This window comes from Aeromonas sp. 25-AL00135, assembly GCF_054052385.1.
This window is the reverse complement of the sequence record NZ_JBSTYQ010000009.1, coordinates 113,466-133,326: the sequence shown is the minus strand read 5'-3', so window position 1 is coordinate 133,326 and position 19,861 is coordinate 113,466. Positions and strand designations below refer to the sequence as shown.

At 56.6% G+C, this 19,861-nt stretch carries 16 protein-coding genes; 5 read left to right on the top strand and 11 right to left on the bottom strand.

Annotation, left to right across the window (positions count from 1 at the left end; genetic code table 11):
• Positions 1 to 34: 34 nt before the first annotated feature.
• From ACW5XC_RS10560 to rlmB, 3 genes are read right to left on the bottom strand one after another with little or no spacing between them, the layout of a single operon-like run.
• Positions 35 to 490, bottom strand: a complete 456-nt coding sequence (locus ACW5XC_RS10560; RefSeq protein WP_042052447.1) for a GNAT family N-acetyltransferase — start codon at positions 488 to 490, stop codon at positions 35 to 37.
• 56 nt (positions 491 to 546) lie between these two features.
• Positions 547 to 1,119: a Crp/Fnr family transcriptional regulator gene (locus tag ACW5XC_RS10555; RefSeq protein WP_042052448.1), complete on the bottom strand. Its 573-nt coding sequence runs from the start codon at positions 1,117 to 1,119 to the stop codon at positions 547 to 549.
• Positions 1,120 to 1,121: 2 nt separating this feature from the next.
• Complete coding sequence (gene rlmB / locus ACW5XC_RS10550) at positions 1,122 to 1,871, bottom strand: 23S rRNA (guanosine(2251)-2'-O)-methyltransferase RlmB (RefSeq protein ID WP_042052449.1); 750 nt, start codon at positions 1,869 to 1,871, stop codon at positions 1,122 to 1,124.
• Between the two features lie 790 nt (positions 1,872 to 2,661).
• On the opposite strand from rlmB, the gene ACW5XC_RS10545 reads away from it, so the two are divergent.
• Both ACW5XC_RS10545 and ACW5XC_RS10540 read left to right on the top strand, forming a co-directional pair.
• Positions 2,662 to 4,278 (top strand): HamA C-terminal domain-containing protein, encoded by a 1,617-nt coding sequence (locus ACW5XC_RS10545; RefSeq protein WP_042052450.1) that lies wholly within the window; start codon positions 2,662 to 2,664, stop codon positions 4,276 to 4,278.
• A complete protein-coding gene (locus tag ACW5XC_RS10540; protein WP_042052451.1) occupies positions 4,275 to 6,458 on the top strand; it encodes a DEAD/DEAH box helicase in 2,184 nt (727 codons plus the stop codon). The genes ACW5XC_RS10545 and ACW5XC_RS10540 overlap by 4 nt, the downstream gene beginning before the upstream one ends.
• Positions 6,459 to 6,821: 363 nt before the next feature.
• Here ACW5XC_RS10540 and rnr read toward each other — a convergent pair whose 3' ends face one another.
• Positions 6,822 to 9,209, bottom strand: coding sequence for a ribonuclease R (gene rnr / locus ACW5XC_RS10535; RefSeq protein ID WP_042052453.1), 2,388 nt, complete (start codon positions 9,207 to 9,209; stop codon positions 6,822 to 6,824).
• A gap of 134 nt (positions 9,210 to 9,343) precedes the next feature.
• Between rnr and ACW5XC_RS10530 the strand changes: the two genes are divergently transcribed.
• Entirely contained in the window at positions 9,344 to 10,366 is a 1,023-nt protein-coding gene (locus ACW5XC_RS10530; protein WP_019445736.1) for a GGDEF domain-containing protein, read from the top strand.
• Between the two features lie 131 nt (positions 10,367 to 10,497).
• Here ACW5XC_RS10530 and ompA read toward each other — a convergent pair whose 3' ends face one another.
• Together ompA and ACW5XC_RS10520 are read right to left on the bottom strand one after the other, a co-directional pair.
• Positions 10,498 to 11,532 carry a porin OmpA gene (ompA, locus tag ACW5XC_RS10525; RefSeq protein WP_042052454.1) on the bottom strand — a complete coding sequence of 345 codons (1,035 nt, stop codon included), beginning with the start codon at positions 11,530 to 11,532 and terminating at the stop codon, positions 10,498 to 10,500.
• A gap of 265 nt (positions 11,533 to 11,797) precedes the next feature.
• Positions 11,798 to 12,835 carry an SGNH/GDSL hydrolase family protein gene (locus tag ACW5XC_RS10520; protein WP_042052455.1) on the bottom strand — a complete coding sequence of 346 codons (1,038 nt, stop codon included), beginning with the start codon at positions 12,833 to 12,835 and terminating at the stop codon, positions 11,798 to 11,800.
• A gap of 254 nt (positions 12,836 to 13,089) precedes the next feature.
• Here ACW5XC_RS10520 and ACW5XC_RS10515 point away from each other — a divergent pair, with 254 nt between their 5' ends.
• Positions 13,090 to 13,476: a YgiW/YdeI family stress tolerance OB fold protein gene (locus ACW5XC_RS10515; RefSeq protein WP_005335826.1), complete on the top strand. Its 387-nt coding sequence runs from the start codon at positions 13,090 to 13,092 to the stop codon at positions 13,474 to 13,476.
• An 85-nt stretch (positions 13,477 to 13,561) separates the two neighbouring features.
• On the opposite strand, the gene mltC is transcribed toward ACW5XC_RS10515, so the two are convergent.
• From mltC to mutY, 3 genes are all read right to left on the bottom strand, one after another.
• Complete coding sequence (gene mltC / locus ACW5XC_RS10510) at positions 13,562 to 14,665, bottom strand: membrane-bound lytic murein transglycosylase MltC (protein WP_042052484.1); 1,104 nt, start codon at positions 14,663 to 14,665, stop codon at positions 13,562 to 13,564.
• A 117-nt stretch (positions 14,666 to 14,782) separates the two neighbouring features.
• Complete coding sequence (locus ACW5XC_RS10505; RefSeq protein ID WP_005335828.1) at positions 14,783 to 15,055, bottom strand: oxidative damage protection protein; 273 nt, start codon at positions 15,053 to 15,055, stop codon at positions 14,783 to 14,785.
• A gap of 8 nt (positions 15,056 to 15,063) precedes the next feature.
• A complete protein-coding gene (gene mutY / locus ACW5XC_RS10500) occupies positions 15,064 to 16,116 on the bottom strand; it encodes an A/G-specific adenine glycosylase (protein WP_042052456.1) in 1,053 nt (350 codons plus the stop codon).
• A gap of 237 nt (positions 16,117 to 16,353) precedes the next feature.
• On the opposite strand from mutY, the gene ACW5XC_RS10495 reads away from it, so the two are divergent.
• Positions 16,354 to 17,592, top strand: a complete 1,239-nt coding sequence (locus tag ACW5XC_RS10495) for a multifunctional CCA addition/repair protein (protein ID WP_042052457.1) — start codon at positions 16,354 to 16,356, stop codon at positions 17,590 to 17,592.
• A gap of 118 nt (positions 17,593 to 17,710) precedes the next feature.
• On the opposite strand, the gene ACW5XC_RS10490 is transcribed toward ACW5XC_RS10495, so the two are convergent.
• Positions 17,711 to 19,309 (bottom strand): BCCT family transporter, encoded by a 1,599-nt coding sequence (locus tag ACW5XC_RS10490; protein WP_042052458.1) that lies wholly within the window; start codon positions 19,307 to 19,309, stop codon positions 17,711 to 17,713.
• Between the two features lie 9 nt (positions 19,310 to 19,318).
• The gene (locus ACW5XC_RS10485) at positions 19,319 to 19,846 is read right to left on the bottom strand and encodes a hypothetical protein (protein WP_005335836.1); all 528 of its coding nucleotides are present in this window, start codon (positions 19,844 to 19,846) and stop codon (positions 19,319 to 19,321) included.
• Positions 19,847 to 19,861: the final 15 nt, after the last annotated feature.

The window sequence follows — 19,861 nt, the reverse complement described above, 5'->3', positions numbered from 1 at the left end:
GCCCTTCTGCATTCTGAATCACTCTGACGAGTAGTTATGCCGCCACTCTGCGCATTCCCATATGGGGGATATCATCTTCGAGATAGCCTTCCCCTTCCGCCACAAAACCGTGTTGGCCGTAGAAGCCTTGCAGATGAGCCTGTGCCCCCAGCCAGATGCTGTGAGTCGGCCAGCGCGCCTCGCACGCCTTGACCGCCTCGCCGATCAGCTTATGACCGAGACCACCGCCGCGCGCCTTGGGTGAGGTCACCACCCGACCGATGGCTGCACCGCTCTCATCACCGATGCCGGGCGCCATGATCCGCGCATAGGCGGCCAGCAGCTCGCCCTGATATCCGAGCAGGTGCCAGACCCCATCGCGGCGATCGAGCCCGTCCAGATCCTGAAAGGGGCAGGTCTGCTCCACCACGAACACCTCGGCCCGCAGCGCCAGCAACTCATACAACTCGTCAGTGGTCAGTTCAGACCAGGGTTTCAGGATCCAGTTCATCGGCAACTCCTTATCAGTTCGGCCTGCCAGCATAATCGTGGCGCCAGCGCCCCGCATTAACCTTTGTTAAGTTCTTTCAGCCGTTTGCGAATGCGACTAAGACTGATGGGAGTGATACCGAGATAGGCGGCGATCTGGTGGTCAGGCACTCTGGCATCGAGAGCAGGAAAACTGTCGAGAAAGTGCTGATAGCGCGCCTGCGGGCTGCCGGTCAGCAGCAACTGCTCCTTCTCCTCCTTGATGCGCAGCTGCACCTCCAACAGGTGCTGGTACCAGCGCGGCCAGCCGGGCAGCTGGCGCAAGTCGACCAGACTGAACAGTTGCAGATGGCAGGGCTCCAGCGCCTCCACGCTGTAGCGGGCCGGCTCGCCACTGAGCAGGTGGTGAAAGTCGAGAAACTCGTCCCCCTCCCAATAGAACTCCTTGATGTACTCGCGGCCATCCTCCAGCACCAGATTGGCCCGCAGCAGCCCCTGCTCCACCCTGACCAGCAGATCCGGGCTGTCGCCGGCGTGCCAGAGGCAGCTTTTCGGGCTGAGGGTCAGCGGGCGGGCAAAAGAGAGGAGGCGCGCGGCCTCCTCTCTATCTGCGACCTGCGCCCAATCGAAGGGGGGTCTGTCAGTCAGCATGATTAACCGCGACGCTGACGCACGGCTTCAAACAGGCAAACGCCGGTTGCCACCGAAACATTGAGGCTGGATACCGCCCCTGCCATCGGGATGCTCACCAGCTCGTCGCAATGTTCGCGGGTCAGGCGACGCATACCTTTACCTTCGGCACCCATCACCAGCGCCATCGGGCCGGTCAGTTTGGCCTGATAGAGGTCGTGATCGGCCTCGCCAGCGGTGCCGACAATCCAGACGCCGCGCTCCTGCAATTCGCGCAGGGTGCGGGCCAGGTTGGTGACCTGAATGAGCGGCACCACTTCGGCGGCGCCACAGGCGACCTTGCGCACGATCGGGGTCAGGCCGGTGGCCTTGTCCCGCGGCACGATGACAGCATGAGCCCCGGCAGCATCGGCGCTGCGCAGGCAGGCGCCGAGGTTGTGCGGGTCAGTAACGCCATCCAGCACCAGCAGGAAGGGCTGGCTCTGTTGTGCCGCCAACTCGTCCAGCAGGCTGGCCAGATCGTGCTCGGCGAGCTTCGGCGCCTCTTTCACCCGGGCCATGATGCCCTGGTGATTGTTGCCTTCCGCTTTGTCATCAAGGGTCTTGCGGTTCACGCTCTGCACCTTGAGGCCGAGGGACTCCAGCTCGGCCAGCAGAGGTTGCAGCCGGTCGTCATCCCGCCCCTTGAGCGCCCATACCTCGATGAAACGCTCCGGGGTGCGCTCCAGCAGCGCGGATACAGCGTGAATGCCGTAGATCAGTTCAGTGCTCATGTTCAAGATCCGTAGGTCGGGTCGCATAAATGCGCCCCGAAGAAAAATGGCCGAACCGGCAGCCTGACCACCATGATGCAGGTCTCGTCACCGGTCGCTAAATGATGGCGCATCATACCAGAGAGACCGGCATCTAGGGAGAAGGAAGCTGCTCGGCTAAGCTGCGAAACTATGACAGGCCTCTTGATCCGGCTGCGCCATCATCCTTGATGGCACACCTGACTCAACTCTCGGCTGATTGCAGGAGGACAATACCCTGCCCGGCAGTGACTAAGTGGACTCGCTACGCGGTGCTCAAAAACGATGAATGTCCCAATTTCAGTTCATTGAAGATCAGCCCTTTCCTTGTTGATGTTCAACTTCAACACGGCTCAGGATGACTAATTTATTGATCTTGACCAGAAAACTATCATCCCCCACTTCCCTCTCCTGCATCGCTCGCTAACATAGCCGTTTGGCAACAGCCTCGTCGGAATCATCCATGGGTCATGCAAGTGCAACATCGTCGGTAAGCTGGTCAAAAGCTGCTGACTGGAGGCTGACATTCAAGCGCGGTAGCCTTGCCTGATGGAATGGATAAGCGAGTGGAGCGACACTGGACATGGTGACGGCCTCATTTTCATTTCTGACCGGTTCACGCAGGCGTGATGGGGCGACGTTTTCCAAGACTGATCTGTACACTGTTTTTTCATACAGCACTAATGGTGGCGCCACTCAAAAGTGGTGACTGTCCCAACTTCTCTTGTGTAAAAATTTTCAAGATTATCGAAAAATTGTCACGGAACTCACGATGGAATCAAACGATTCAGGCGGTGTAGCCGCCAAGCACGGTTTCCTATTTCAGGATTGCGTAGCCGCTTACCATGTCACCCGAATGCTCCGAGACAAGACTATCCATAGTGTCCGCTGTGAGGTCACTGACGATATCGACATCTTATCCAATGGGCGCGTCGACTTCGTGCAGGTGAAAAGCACAGAAAAAACACGCTGGAACATCTCTGACATCGTCAAAAATTCCAAGGGCGCCGATAAGAAAATAATTCCCTGTAGCTCGATATTGCACAAGTCGATGCAATGCGAGCCAGATGCCGGTTTGTCCTGTAGGTATTTGATTGTCACTGAAGACAAGGTTAACAAAACCCTAGAATACCTGACGATCCACCCAACAGCCCGGGCAGATAAGCCAGGCCGGCAGGAGTTGATCGACGACCTCAACAAACGCACGACGAATTATCAGACTACGTCGGGTGTGAGCATTGCCGACTGGGTCGATGCGGCCACTTGGAAGGTTTATCACACCTTGCGCGAGTTGGAGCTCATGGGGATCAGAAATATACGAATGGCTTCTCAAGATTTGCATGGGGTCATTCTCAGCTCTGAGACCGTTGCCGAAGAGATATGGTCTCAGATCCTCGACACTGTGACGCGTAAGGGCGAGCATTCTCGGCGTATCCACAGTGCTGATGAGAAATCCTATTCCCGGCAAGACCTCCTTGAATGGTTCAAGTTGTGTGTCGAGGATGACCAGTCTCGATCAGGCCGCAAAATTTACGTCAAACGGGACTTACCCCACGTCCTGACGCCATTCAGAGCGCCCATGGCCTCGGTCTGCGCCAAGCGACAAGGGTTGGTTCTTCATCAGCAATACTCGCTTAGAAAATACCGCTACAGTCACATCGCGGACAATGTTTGCCAATGGTTGGATGAAGTTTTTCTCCGGCCAAAAGAAATGTCTGATATTCACAAACTGTCATTGGTAGAAAAGCGAGAACGATTAAAGACATCCGTCTTCAAATCACTCCATGATGTGAATGAATTTTTAGGTCGAGTACTATTGCACGCCACGATCCGGCAGCACCACGAAAGCCAGCCGATACCCTGCATGTTGTATGTGGAAAAACCTGGGTCAGAAAAAATTCTTGAAAACGTGCACATCGTTCGCCGCGATCCTGATGGTGATCAGCTCTGGATTGGCTTCAGCGAGTTGGTGACAAGTATCGACATTGCCGTCAGATTGCCAGAGATACGAAATCAGCTGTATGAGGATATTTCGGAGTGCTTCGATACAGCGCGCAGAAAGATCCTCGATATCAAAGATGACGACTACTTACTTAGCCACGACATCGACGAAATCCTCGATGGTGGCCAACCTTTCGATGCTCACCTCGACCGCTTCACTTTCGTCCTGTTCGTGGGTTATGACTCGAGCCTGCTTACCGACCCTGAAACGCTAGGATATGAGGATGACTTGGAGAAGGAAACTACTGCGCTGTTCGACAAATTTGCGGCTGATCTCATTGAGGATTCGCCGTTCGCGGATCTTTGTGTCCACGTGTTCATCTATCCCGCTCCGAGTATTGAGCGGTTAATCCAATTAGTTGAGGACAAAGTGAGGGAAGTCGTATGACAGGGGGATATGAACAGACGAAAAACAGTCTGCATACGGAGAGCTTCTCACCTTTCAAATACCTTTCTGTGATTAACAGGCTGTTGTCTAACCCTGTCTCGTATGACCTAGGCCGAGACTTGATCGTGCGCGCTCTCGATGCGCGCGAGCTGTTTGCCGATCACACTACGATTCTGAAAAACATGGTGAGGAAATCAGGCCTGTTTCCGTATTTAAAAAAGGAATTCACCGACCTGACGCCGGAAGAAGTCAGGGTACTTGATCTATACAGGACACCATTCTCAGACAGCTTTGTTTTCCATTCCATGCAGTTCCACATATTTGATTTGCTTAAAGCTGGTAAGAATGTGGTACTCAGCGCGCCAACAAGTATGGGAAAAAGCGCTATCGTCGATTCTTTGCTCGGTCTTGGTACCTTGCAGAGGCTCGTCTTGGTTGTTCCGACCGTTGCCCTTGCTGACGAAACTCGTCGTCGGTTGCAAGGGCGGTTCGGTGATCGATACCAGATAATCCACCATAGTTCCCAGATATGTCATTCAGACCAAGCTGTCTACGTGTTAACGCAAGAGCGGGTGAACGAGCGAGACGATATCGTTGACATCGACCTCTTCGTCATTGACGAGTTTTACAAGCTAGCTTTCCGACAACTCAAAAGCGGCGAGGTGAATTATCAGGATGAGCGAGTAATCGAGCTCAACATTGCGTTGAGCAAGCTGCTGAAGGTATCCAAACAGTTCTACCTGACCGGGCCTTTCATCAACAGTATTCGTGGTCTTGAAAAACTCGGGTACCCGCATACCTTCGTGTCCACCGACTTCAACACGGTCGCTCTCGATGTTCAAACCTTCGGCATCAAAGCGAATGACGACAAAGCTAAACTCAACGCGCTGGCTAAGATCGCCCGCTCATGTGACGGCGCAACAATCATCTACTGTAAGTCGCCAACTGTTGCCGGTTTGGTGGCACGCGAGCTGATCAGGCTCGGATATGGCACTCCGACTGAAAGTCCTCATATCGAGTGGGTCAGCAAAGAGTTCGATGCCGATTGGGATTACACTGTTGCTCTCAAGAACGGAATAGGATTGCATTTTGGTGCATTGCCGAGGGCACTACAGCAATACACCATCGATCAGTTTAATGTTGGAAAACTGCACTTCCTGCTCTGTACCTCAACGATCATTGAAGGCGTCAACACTGTTGCCAAGAACGTCGTGATATATGACAACCGCGATGGTACTCGCAGTATCGATAAATTCACCCATGGGAACATCAAGGGGCGCGCAGGGCGAATGGGCGTTCATTTCGTAGGAAAAATATTTTGCCTAGAGGAAATCCCTGAAGATAACCTCAATCAAGAGGTAGAGATTCCTCTCGGTATTCAGGACATTGATACTCCGCTCAATCTCTTGGCTAGTGTTCAACCTGACCACTTGTCCAAGTTTTCACAAGATCGCTTTGATGAAGTTTTCACAAACGACAGCATTTCAATTGACCTTGTGAAGAAGCACTCGTACTTCCGTGTCGATCAGTTCGAGGAACTGCAAAGTATGGTGGAGATGATGGATACCTCTGAATTCGCATCGCTGGTGTTTCATTGGACCCCCGCGACGAACTTCCTTAAAACCTTCGCTAAAGTCATTGCCAGACTGGTTCCCCATACTTTTAGTCGCAATGGGGTCCCTGTTAAGCCTACAGATGTCATGGTAGCCAAACTTGCTGGATATTATAATGCTGCAAGCTATTCGGACTATCTGAAAAGTCAGATCGATCATGCACAGCAATGGATATCTGAAGGGGAAAAGCGCACGCTTTCCTACTCCATCAACAATGATTTAAAGATCATCACAAATGCCTTCGGTTACACCCTGCCTAAAGTTCTCAGTTTGATGGAGGATGTCGTCAAACACCATGCGTTGAAGCGGGGTATCCGCAGCAAGATCGATTACACCTACGTCAAATTGGTATTCGAGAGCCACCACCTACCACCAGGTGTCAATGCCCTAGAGGAGATTGGTATTCCCATTCAGACGTTACACCGACTGTCAGACTTATTGGCATTTCCAGACCAAGCTGATGTAGATGAGCTGTGTCAGTATCTTCGCAATACTCAGGACGTTTGGAATAGAATACTTGGTTTTGTGGATCAGTCGTTCATCAGGCGAGCACTCAATATTGGATGATATCAGTCATGGGAAATGGGAAGAAAAATTGGTGCGGAAAACCAAATTTGTAGCGGAAAAAGGTGAAATTGGGACACCCACCTTTCCGAGCGCTGCGTCGCGGCCAATAGAGTGACCATCGCGCAGGGAGTGTACTCCTCGCCACAGGCACGAAACTTGGCCGAGCTCCGCCCAGAATCTAAGTCCCTCCCCTTTTCGCTGACCATAAAAAATCCGAACCCCGGTAACAGGGTTCGGATTTTTTTCATCTCAAGCGTCGCAGGCTTTTGTAGTGATAACCCGGGCGCTGGCGCAGATACCCAGGGGCCATCAGCCCTTTAAGACCTCAGCCCGGGTCGCCGGATCCAGGCCATGGTCGAGGGCTTACCCCTTGGCCTTATCGCGAGCCTTTTTGCTCGGTCGTCTGTTGCTCGGTTTGGCGCGGCCACCCTTGTCGGATTTGCCGTGATCCTTGCCCTCTTTACGTTTTTCGTGGCGCTGAGCGCTTTTGGCCTTCTCTTTCTTGATCTCGGCCTGCTTGCGCGCCATCTCTTTGGCGTTCTTGCCGGTGGCCTTGAGCGGCTCTTCGACCATCACGAAGTCGATCTTGCGATCATCCAGGTTCACGCCCATCACCTTGACCCGCACCTTGTCGCCCAGACGGTAGCGACGGCGGAAGTTCTCGCCAATCAGCTGCATGTGCAGGGGATCAAACTGGTAGTAGTCGTTGGTGAGGGTGCTGACGTGCACCAGACCATCGATGTGGATCTCCGCCAGACGGACGAAGAAGCCAAAGCCGGTGACGCTGGCGATAACGCCGTCAAACTCGTCACCCACGTGATCCAGCATGTACTCGCACTTGAGCCAGTCGGCCACGTCGCGGGTCGCATCGTCGGCACGGCGCTCGGTCATGGAGCAGTGCTCGCCCATCGGGTCCACTTCTTCCAGCTGGTAGTGATAACCACCGCTCGGGGTCCACTTGTGGCGCAAGTTGCCCTGTTGCTCCTTGGCGGTCTGATACTTGATCGCCCGGTGCAGGATCAGGTCGGGATAGCGACGGATTGGCGAGGTGAAGTGCGCGTAGGACTTCAACGCCAGACCGAAGTGACCGATGTTGTCAGCCTGATAGATGGCCTGACGCATGGAGCGCAGCAGCATGGTGGAGAGCAGCTCCGCATCCGGGCGCCCTTCAAACTTGGCGGCCAGCTCGGCAAAGTCTTTCGGCTCGGGCTCGAGGCCGCCTTTGAGCTCCAGACCCAGTTCGGCCAGGAAATCGCGGAAACCGGTCAGACGCTCTTCGCCCGGACGATCGTGTACTCGGAACAGGGCGGCGGCTTCGTTCTTCTCGATGTAGCGGGCGGCAGCCACGTTCGCCTGGATCATGCACTCTTCGATGATCTTGTGGGCGTCGTTGCGCACCAGCGGCACGATGCGGTCGATCTTGCGCTGGGCGTTGAAGATGAAGCGGGTCTCCTCGCTCTCGAACTCCACCGCGCCACGCTGGTGACGGGCATGCTTGAGCGCCTTGTAGAGGTTGTTTAGCTCTTCGATGTGGCCAACCAGCGGATCATACTGCTGACGCAGCTTGGGATCGCCATCGAGGATCGCGGCAACCTTGGTGTAGGTCAGACGGGCGTGAGAGTTCATTACCGCTTCGTAGAACTTGTAGCCGGACATGCGACCAGCGGCGGAGATGGTCATCTCGCACACCATGCAGAGGCGGTCTACTTGCGGGTTCAGGGAACACAAGCCGTTGGAGAGCACCTCCGGCAGCATGGGCACCACGAATTCGGGGAAGTAGACGGAGTTGCCGCGCTGATACGCTTCGGCATCCAGCGCCGTGCCCGGCTTCACGTAAGCGGAGACATCCGCAATGGCAACCCACAGACGCCAGCCGCCACCACGCTTGGCTTCACAGAAGACGGCGTCATCGAAGTCACGGGCGTCTTCCCCGTCGATGGTCACCAGCGGCAGGGCGCGCAGGTCGATGCGGCCCTCTTTGGCTTTCTCCGGCACCTGTTCGCCAAGACCGGCAACCTCTTTGGTCACCTCTTCCGGCCAGGTGTGCGGGATACCGTGGGTACGCAGGGCAATTTCGATCTCCATGCCCGGCGCCATGTTCTCGCCCAGCACTTCCAGTACGGTGCCGACGGCATTGATGCGGGAGGTGGCGCGCTGATTGATCCGCACAACCACGACCTGGCTCTGACGAGCCCCTTTGTTTTCCCCTTCCGGGATGATGATGTCCTGGCCGATACGGCTGTCATCCGGCACCACGAAACCAACGCCATTCTCGACGAAGTAACGGCCGACAATGTCTGCCTCACGGGACTTGAGCAGGCGCACCAGACGCGCTTCCTGACGACCCTTGCGGTCGATCTCGGTCGGCTGAACCAGCACGTAATCGCCATGCATCAGGCGTTGCATCTCTCGGTTGTTCAGATACAGATCCGGACCACCACCTTCCGGACGCAGAAAACCGAAGCCATCCTTGTGGCCGATTACATAACCTTTGACCAGATTCAGGCGATCCGGCAGGGCATAACATTGGTTGCGAGTGAATACCAGTTGTCCATCACGCTCCATGGCGCGCAGACGACGACGCAAGGCTTCCAACGGCTCTTCATCTTTCAGCTTGAGGACCTTGGCCAACTCTTCACGGGACATGGGCTTTTCATGGCCCTTGATGAGTTCCAGGATCAACTCGCGACTGGCGATGGGGTTATCGTATTTTTCGGCCTCGCGTTCGAGGAAAGGATCTTTTTGAGACATAAGCAGGCCTTAGGGTAGGTGGTAACGGTGCCATTATATCGGAGGGGGGGGCGAATGGCATCCATCGGCTGCCTTTTGGCCAATCTCTCTGTCATACTATCTTCAGTTCGCTGGCATGATGAGACACAGAACTCATGAGTAAGGACACATTTGCCCAATCCGCTGCCTATCTCAAACAGGCGGTCCCTTTGATGATCAAGTACCAGATCCCCACGACGCCGGACAATTACCACCTGTGGTACAACTATGTCTCGGCCAGCATGCCCGAGCTCAACCAGGCGATTGATCAGGCAGTCAAAATGCAGGGAACCTGCTCGCTCACCACCTGCGAGCGACTCTATCACCAGTATCTGGCCGCTCAGGACGAGAAGCAGATGGAGGCGATGAAACTGAGCCTTGCCGCCATGGCCAACGAGCTCGGCCACTCCATGCAGGACGCCATCTCCGATACCGGCATGTTTCAGGAGATGCTCGACAAGAGTTTTGACAAGCTCAGCCGCATTGATGACGAGGGCTTCAGCCTGGAAGACACCATGGGGATCCTGCGGGAGCTGGTGCGCGAATCACGGGACGTGCGCATGTCCACCATGCACTTTCGCAACCAGCTCAGCAATGCGGAGAAAGAGATCAAGGAGCTGCGGGCGGCGCTCAACGAGACACGCAAACTGGCCAACGAGGATGCCCTCACCAACCTGCTCAACCGCCGCGCCTTCGATCTGGAGCTGGAGGGGTTGATCCGCAGCCAGCACCCCTTCTCGCTGATCCTTGCTGATATCGATCGCTTCAAGAACTTCAACGACGAATATGGGCACCTGCTCGGCGATCAGGTGCTGCGCGCCTTCAGCAAACGACTGCGCGACGCCTGCAAGGAGGGGGTCACCGCCTATCGGCTGGGTGGGGAGGAGTTCGCCATGCTGGTCCCCCATCGCTCGCTGGCGCTGGCCAGACAGATGGCGGAGAGCATGCGCCGCGCCATCGAGCGGATGTCGATTCTGGATCGCAAATCGGGCCGCCGTATCGACCACATCACAGCCTCGTTTGGCGTGGGTGAGTTCAACGGTCAGGAGAGCGCAGACTGTCTGGTCGAACGTACCGACAAGCTGCTCTACAAGGCCAAGGAGCTGGGGCGCAACCGGGTGATGCCGCTCCCATCCTGATTTAGTCCCCTGCCCGACCGCAATGCCAATGTAAAAAGCCAGTCAGATCAACTGACTGGCTTTTTGGTCTCTCTTGCTCCGACAGGGGCTGTTCATTCCAGCCCCAGTGAAGATCAGCTCAGTGTGAAGGATTACTCCTGCACCTCGCTGACACCTTCGACTTTCACATCAACACGACGATCCGGAGCCAGACAGACGATCAGCTCACGCTTGGACTTGCTGACGCAGCTGTCGCCGGTAACGGGTGAGGATTTACCACGCCCTTCCACATTGATCTTGGCGGCCGGGATCCCTTTACCAACCAGATAGTTGGCAACGGTCTGGGCACGCTGTTCGGAGAGCTTCTGGTTGTAGGCATCGGAACCGATACGGTCGGTGTGACCAATTACGGTTGCCACGCCATCTTTGGGTCGTGCTTCTTCAATCTGGCTATAGAGGCTATCCAGTGCCTGACTGGCCTCTGGCTTGAGGGTCGCCTTGTTGAAGTCAAACAGCACATCGGAGCTCAGGGTGAACTGCTTCTCAACCATCACAGGTGCAGGAGCAGGTTCCGGAGCCGGAGCGGGCGCCACAGGGGCAACCTGACCAAAGCGATAGACTGCGCCCACAGAGAGCAGGCCATTGTCCATACGCAACCCGGTATTGTCTCGACTGCCGTAGGGGGTAGTGTATTGATATTCAAGACGGGCAGCCCAGTCACGATTGAACGCATACTCGGCACCCAGCGCGCTGACAAAGTTGAACCGGCCATCACCCCCTTTCAGGTCACTGTTAGCGGCCGCATAACCACCGCCGATACGTCCGTACAGGTCGAGGCTATCAGTTACAGGGAAGCCCAGCTTCAATGATAAATGAATAAGTTGGGCCTGAACTTCATCTTGCAACGCTGCGCCCGTCGCTGAGCGGGCATCATATTTGTACTTACCCAGATAATCGTAGCCATATTCGATGCCCAGGTTCTTGTTAAGCTGATAGCCGGCAAATACACCAGCCCCAAGAGCATCATTGGTCTCATTGCCGAGGGTAAAGCTGTTGCTTTCATCAATGCCGTAGAAGTTTGACCAACCCAGTTTGGCACCGCCATACCAAGTGTTGTCCTGACCGGCAGCCTGGGCATTGGCCGCCAGCAAGCCGGTAACCAGCAAGGTAATCAATGATTTTTTCATGTTTGAGCCTCTGCAACTTTATGTAGGAGGAGGTTGATTGATATCACCTCGTCTTATAGGTGCAACCACCCAAAAGCGATCGCAGCATATCAACGTTAGCCTATTTTCAAGTCACTGATATCAATTAACAAAAAACACTCTAACGCAACCACGTTACAAAAACAGCAACAAACGTTTGTTATTTGAACTGAGTGTGACGCAAAAAGACGCACAAATGAGGGCTGAAAGGGAAAAAAGGCCAGCAACATGCTGGCCCGAAGCGATATCAGTGACGAACAAACTCGTAGTGCTGATCGATAAAGTCAGCAACACGCTGGCTCAGTACCTTGTGCACCGTCTTGGTCGGATGCACCTGATCCCAGAACATATGCTCATCGCAGTTGAGAGTTGCGGCTCGCCCTTTTGCTTGCCCGCTTACCACCGCCTGCGCCAGGATCGGGTTACCGGCAATAGCCACTCTTTCGGAGACACTCAAAGCCGGGGTCGCAGCCACCTCGGCGGCGCTGCCGGAGAATGGCTTCCACGTATAGCCGCCACCGTAACAGGCGTGTTCTGTGTCACTCAGCCCGAACAGCTGGGGATCGCGCATCATCTCGTCAAACTGCTTGTCCACTTCGAACAGCTTCACAATGCCAAGGGGAGCCAGCTCGCGAGTGAGGTTCTGCAACTTCTGGTTGTGGTAACTGGCCACATGGCGCACCTTCTCCACCACCTTCATGCTGCGGGCTGACGGGGTCTGCCCCAGATCAGGAATGTTGAACAGCAGGATCTGCTGCACGCCGTTGAGCACCAACCGGTTGGATGCCAGCCGGATGGTATCGATCACCCGATCCGCATCCCGCTCGGTGTTCCAGCCATAAGCCAGATAGTCGTTGGCACCGACCCAGATCACCACCAGATCATCGGGGCGGAACTTGTCCTTTTTCAGGAACTGATCGATCTCGTAATCGAGGTTGTTGATCACCTGATATTTGGGATCCCAGGACCAGAAACCGAGCCAGCCGTTCAGGGCGCCCAGATGGTTATAGGCCACCGCGGTCGCACCGCCTTCCGCCTCGTTGGCCACGACCAGACCGGGGAAACGCTCGTCACCCAACTGCTCCAGCCACACCGGTCCGTTACTGAAGCGACCGTTGTAATAGGGTGGGCTGGAAGGGAGATATCCTTTCATTTTTTTATACATCTTGCCGGTGTCTGAGAGGCTGTCACCAAACATCACGACCCGGGAAAAAGGTTGGCGTCCCTCTGCCGCTTGCGCGGTCAATGCCATTAACCCCAATAAACAAACAAGCCATTTTTTCATATTGTTATGCTCTTCGATTAAGCAGGTGAGACCTGCGGACTTCTCCTCGAGTGGCGACAGGCATGGGAAGAGTCTGCTGCCACTGACTTCTGGTGAAGGCGACAGATTACAGTTCCAGATGAAATCACACATGTTCCGCCACCGATGAAATCGCTTGCGCTCACAAAACAGACAATCACACCAGCCTATTTCTTTCACGCTTGTTTCACATCCCCCCCGGCACAATGCCCCCATACCAACGACAGGAGTATGAAATGAACAAGGCAAGCGCAAGCGTAATCGGACTGTTGACCCTGATGTCTGTCTCCTCTTTTGCCATGGCGGCCTACACAGGCCCGCAAGAGCAGAACAAAGTTTCCGTTGCTCAGCTGAAAGATCTGGCCGATGACAGCTGGGCCACCCTGGAAGGGAAACTGGTCAAGCATCTGGGCGGCGAGAACTATCTGTTCCGCGATGCCAGCGGTGAGGTGGAGGTCGAAGTGGATCAGGATGTGTGGCGTGGCACCGAAGTGGGCCCGGATGATCAGATCCGTATCCGTGGTGAAGTGGACCACAGCTGGAACAAGACCGAAGTGGAAGTCAAAACCCTGGAGAAAGTGGGCGCGGCCCCGCAGACCAAGGGCGGCTTTATTGCCAAATAAGGCCACTTCAACGACGAACTGGCCAGACGTTAAAAGGGCGCTTGATATCAAGCGCCCTTTTGCATGGTTAACCCAGCGTCACCGCTTAACCGGCCCGACTGGCAAAGGCTCTCTTGAACCCCTTCTCGGCCTGATTGACCTTGTAGAGGTAACGGCGCGCCTCCTCTTTGGGATGTTGCTCGGTCAACACCTGATAGACCGCCTCGGGGGAGAGCCTGTTGATCCGGCCCGGCGCCGCCTTGCGATCGCTGGAGAAGGTATTGAGCACCCCGCCAGCACCACCGTTATAGGCGGAGATCACCGCATAGCGACGGGAGCGCGGATCCTCGATATCCGCCAGATAGACGGTCTGCAACAGGTGCAGATAGGCGGTACCAACATCGATGTTGTAGGCCGGGTTGAACAGCTCCTCCCGGGTCGGCTGGCCGTTCTTGCCCTTGACCCGAACATAGACGTCACGACCGGCGGTAGCCGGGATCACCTGCATCAGGCCATAAGCGTTGGCATGGCTCACCGCATAGGGGTTGAAGCTGCTCTCGGTCTTGATCACCGCATAGATCAGGCTCTCCGGCACGCCGTATTTGCGCGACGCTTCCCGGATGATCCCCGCATACTTGTAGCCCCGTCGATCTTCATGGTTGGCCACCATGGGAATATCGACGAAGAAGATGGTGCGAATCCCCAAAGTGCGCTTCTTCATCGCCGTGTTGAGCAGGTAATCGGCATAACGCTCGGCGCGCCAGGAGGCGCGGATTGGCTGGCGCTGGTTGTCCAGCACCTGACCGTAGAGGAAAGGCTCGCCACCAGTCAGAATTTCCCGATCGGAGTAAAGATCCACTTCGGCCGGATCGTCCGGCGTCAGCAGGGTCTCGATGATGGCGCGACGCAGGTGAGCGCGGGGATCGATGCCCGAGACCGTCTCCACCATGATGTGGCCGCTGGAGAAGTCGATGTGGGCCCGGCTCTTGTACTGATCCGTGTATTTTACGTAGTCAAACTTGCCCGCAAACAGCGCCTCCCGCCCCCATATCTCGTTCACGTTATGGGAGAGCGCGCTGATCATGTGTTCAAAACCGCGGATGTCCTTGCCGTTGACCAGATCGTCATCCTCACTCCCGCTGGGCTTGGGGGAGGATGAGCAGGCAGAGAGAAACAGCAGGGTGCACAGCAGCCAAAAAATTCGGCCCATAGGATCCTCAAACCGGGCAGCAGAGCTGCCCATCATTCATTTGCTGCGACTTAAGGAGCGGTCACGCCAGTGTGGCGCCATTCCCGCACCTGTTCACACGTACAACAGCCGGAGAGCTTACTGGGCAGGCGGGGTGTAACCTTCGATCTGCACTTCACCTGCATCAAACAGGTAGCTGACCATCTCTTTTTCCAGCAGTTGGCGATGCTCAAGATTCATCATGTTGAGCTTTTTCTCGTTGATCAGCATCACCTGCTTCTTCTGCCACTCGGCCCAGGCTTCCTTGCTGATGTTGTCAAAAATCCGCTTGCCGAGCTCACCGGGATAGAGTTGAAAATCCAGACCCGGGCCCTCTTTTTTCAGGCGTTGGCAAAATACAGTACGGCTCATGTTGACCTCTATGGTTGTAACTCTGGATAGGCGAGCAGACGGGCCGTGGCGGCCGCCAGCCCCACCTCGGCAGGATGGCGTAAGTTATACCAGAGTCGGTTATCTGCTTCCATGAGCCGCAGCGGCTGCGCCTCATCAATGTCAATCAGCAGCGGCTGAATATCGAGATGGAAGTGGCTGAAGGTATGGCGAAAACCGGCCAGTTCCCGATAACCGTGATGGCTCAGGCCGAGGGACGCCAGCAGACCATCCACCTCCGCCAGCGAGGCCACCTGCGGGAAGCAGTAGAGCCCGCCCCAGATCCCCTGTGGCGGCCGCTTCTCCAGCAGCAGCTCATCACCGTGACGGATCAGCAGCATGATGCCATCGCGGGCCGGAATGCTCTTCTTGGGCTTGCTGTTGGGATAAGCGGTAGGCTTGCCTTGCGACAGCCCCTGGCAATCGGCCCGCACCGGACAGCGATCACAGGCAGGCTTGCTGCGGGTGCAGATAGTGGCCCCGATATCCATCATTGCCTGATTGTATTGCGCCACCCCCAGCTTGGGGGTGAGCCGGATGGCGATCTCCCACAGTTCGTTCTCCACCTGTTTCTGGCCGGGCCAGCCCGGCAGCGCCAGCCAGCGGGTGAGTACCCGCTTCACGTTGCCATCAAGGATGGCATGAGGCTGACCAAGAGAGAGCGACAGCACGGCCCCGGCGGTAGAACGGCCAATGCCCGGCAGCGCCATCACCTCGTCAAAGCGCTCGGGAAAGAGACCGTGGTGATGATCGCGGATCTGCTGGGCCGCCTTGTGCAGGTTGCGGGCCCGGGCGTAGTAGCCAAGCCCGGTCCAGTGGTGCAGCACCTCATCGACAGGGGCATCGGCCAGCGCCACAACATCGGGGAAGCGCGCCATAAAACGCTGGTAGTAGGGGATCACGGTAGCGACCTGAGTCTGCTGCAGCATGATCTCCGAGACCCAGACCCGGTAAGGGGTCTTCTCCTGCTGCCAGGGCAGGGTTTTGCGGCCATGAAGCTCGTACCACTCCAGAACCCGGCTTGCGAAGGTTGATTGATTCACGTTGTTCTCATGTCGTTGATATAAGGGGAACTCTGCGGTTCCTTCGGCTCATCTGGCCTGCGCGGGCATAAAGTCATCCCGCAGCACAGCGCCAGCTGTCTGGTGCGGCAGCGTAAGGCCTCGTCACGCCCAAGTCAAAGCCGCGCTGACTGGCACTGCGGGCAGGTGGTGGTCAGGCAGCAAAGCGGTAACAAAGACGATATACTCGGCCCCACGATTGATGACGGGAGAGACGGTTTGCAGACTTATCTGGTTGGGGGCGCAGTGCGGGATCGCCTGCTGGGATTGCCGCAGGGCGACAGGGATCATCTGGTGGTCGGTGCCACCGTGGAACAGATGCTGGCGCTGGGGTTTACCCAGGTCGGTCGCGACTTTCCCGTGTTTCTTCACCCCAAAACCCAGCAGGAGTATGCCCTCGCCCGTACCGAACGCAAACAGGGTCAGGGCTACACCGGCTTTGTCTGCCACGCCGCCCCCGATGTGACGCTGGAGCAGGATCTGCTGCGCCGGGACCTCACCATCAACGCCATCGCCGAAGATGATCAGGGAGAGCTTCACGATCCCTACGGTGGTATCGAGGATTTGGAAAAACGGCTGCTGCGCCACGTCTCCCCCGCCTTTGCCGAAGATCCGCTGCGCATCCTGCGGGTCGCCCGCTTCGCCGCCCGCTTCCACGCTCAGGGCTTTACCATAGCGCCGGAAACCCTCGCCCTGATGAGCGAGATGACGGCCGCTGGCGAGCTGGCCCACCTCACGCCGGAGCGGGTCTGGAAGGAGCTGGAAAAAGTGCTGCTGGGGCCGACCCCGCAGATCTTTATCGAGGTGCTGCGCCAGTGCGGCGCCCTGAAGGCGCTGTTCCCAGAGATTGATGAGCTGTTTGGCGTCCCCGCCCCGGCCAAGTGGCACCCGGAGATCGACACCGGCATCCACACCCTGATGGTGCTGGAGCAGGCGTGCCGGATCTCCCCCGAGCTGACGGTGCGCTTTGCTGCCCTCTGCCACGACCTTGGCAAGGGAGTAACCCCCAAGGAGTTCTGGCCAAGCCATCACGGTCACGGCCAGAAGGGGCTGCCGCTGATACGAGCCCTGTGCGAGCGATTCCGGGTACCCAATGAGTGCCGGGATCTGGCTCTGCTGGTGAGCGATCTGCACACCCACATCCATATCGCCTTTGAGCTCAAGCCCGCCACCCTGCTCAAGGTGTTCGACAAGGCAGATGCCTGGCGTCGCCCCGAGCGCTTTGCCCAGTTGCTGGATGCCTGCCGCGCCGACTTCCATGGCCGTACCGGTTTCGAGGAGCGGGTCTACGCCGAGCCGGACTATGTGGCCGAAGCGCTGGCTGCCGCCCAGGCGGTGCCGGTGAAAGAGATAGTGGCGGCCGGTTTCAAAGGGGAAGAGATCAAGGAGCAGCTGGCCAAAAAGCGCACCGATGCCATCAGCCGCATCAAGGATGAGTGGACCTTTATCGAGGAGTAACCTCGGCCCCATAACAGACGGCCGCCCTGATGATGAGCTCCGCAAGGAGAGCATCGCCAGGGCGGCCGTTTTGCATCCAGATTGATATGTGAGGGGACGCTAACCCCTGCTGGCGCCGTTATGCCGGACCAATTCGCTCCATCAGGCTCATATGGGATGAGCCATCGTGGCGCTTGAGGTTCTGGCGATATTCGAACTGGCGCTGGCTCTCCTGCTTGAGCCCCAGCATCAGCGAATAGCACATCGCCAGCATAATCACCGAGAAGGGCAGCGCCGCTATGATGCTGGCCGCCTGCAAGGCTGCCAGGCCGCCGGAAACCAGCAGGATAGCGGCAACCAGCCCCTGCCCCAGACCCCATACGGCGCGGTGCAGTACCGGCGGCTCCTGATCACCGATGGAGAGCAGGGTGGTGATGACCAGCGTGCCCGAGTCACTGGAGGTGATGAAGTAGGTGCAGATGAGCAGGGTCAACACGGCCTTGGCGATCCAGCCGAAGGTATCCCAGTGCAGCAGCTCGACCGTCTTGTAGAGCGCCAGCGTCACATCCTGATTGGCCGCAGCGACCACCCCGCCACCGCCAAACAGCTCCAGATTCATCGCCGTACCGCCAAACACGGTGAGCCAGAACATGCCGAGCAACGAGGGTACCAGCAGCACACCTAGCACAAACTCGCGAATGGTACGCCCCTTGGAGATACGGGCGATAAACATGCCGACAAACGGCGCCCAGGCAATCCACCAACCCCAGTAAAACGCCGTCCAGCTCGACTGCCAGGCCGAAGTGCCGTTGGCCTCGGTGTTGGTCCAGAAGCTCAGTTTGACGATGTTCTGCAGGTAATCACCGATATTCTGCACATAGGCGTTGAGGATATAGGTGGTCGGCCCCAGCACCAGAAAGAGTGCGAGCACGAACACGCTCAGCCAGATATTGAGCTCGGAGAGGATCTTCACCCCGCGCCCGACCCCGGAGACCGCCGATAGAGTGGCGATCAGACTGATGCCACCAATCAGCCAGAGCTGGTTGGACTGCGACACCGCCATACCAAACATCTGGTTGAGGCCGGTGTTCATCTGGGAGACCCCCAGACCGAGGGAGGTCGCCACCCCGAAGACAGTGCCGAACACCGCCAGCACATCGGCCGCATGGCCCCAGAAACCGTAAATGCGCTCACCGAGGATGGGGTAAAGCACGGAGCGAATAGCCAGCGGCAACTTGCGACGATAACTGAAAAAGGCAAGTGACAGGCCAACGATCACATAGATGGCCCAGGGGTGCAGGCCCCAATGGAAAAAGGTGAGGCGCATGGCGATCTGGGCCGCTTCCGGGGTCATCCCTTCGGTAATGAACGGATTGCCCTGCAGATGGTTCATCGGCTCGGCGATGCTCCAGAACACCAGACCGATCCCCATGCCAGCGCTAAAGAGCATGGAGAACCAGGCGAAGTAGCCGAACTCCGGTACCTGGTCGTCGTCACCCAGCCGGATGCTGCCAAAACGGCTGAACATCAGGTAGACAGCGAAGAACAGGAACAGGGCGACCACCAGAATGTAGTACCACTTGAACCCGGCAATAATCTGATCCTTGGCACCGACAAACCAGGCGGCCGCGGTATCGGGAACAAATACGCCAAACAGCAAAAACAGGGTGATCACGGTGAGGGCCGTCATGGCCATGGTGGGGTTGAGGCCTTTCAATAGCCCTTTGCTTGCTCGCATCCAGCCTCCTTAGTCGTTGTTGAAAAAGTCTTCGCCCACATGATCACCGGCACCGCCGATGGCGCGATAGACCAGTTTGCCAGCAGCCTGTTCGCGGTGATCCACCAGCGAAACCGAGGGCTGGCCATTCACGGCGTGACGCTTGCCAAGGAAGATGGCCATGGGGACGCCCAGATTGGAGATACCGCTGGTGATCCAGAGGCGGTTGAAGTCGTAAGAGCCACCGATGAACTCCAGCTGTGCCAGGCCGGTATCGAGGCCGGTCAGATAGAAGTTCATGGCACTTTCGTCAGGAAAGAGGTGCACCAGCACATAGGCGTAGCGTAATTCATTCACCAACTCCTTTAGGTTGAAAGTACCTGTCTCACTGCAAGAGAGGGGTAACTCACCATCATAGTGGTGTACCTTGAGGTTGTTGGGGTCTTCATCATAGGCAGGCTGATAGCGCACAAAAGCCGAGGTATCCGGCAGTTCATAGCGTACTCTGACCACACGTAACTCGGCCACCAGAGACTTGATATCCAGCTCGTCATTCATCATTTCGCTCCTCAA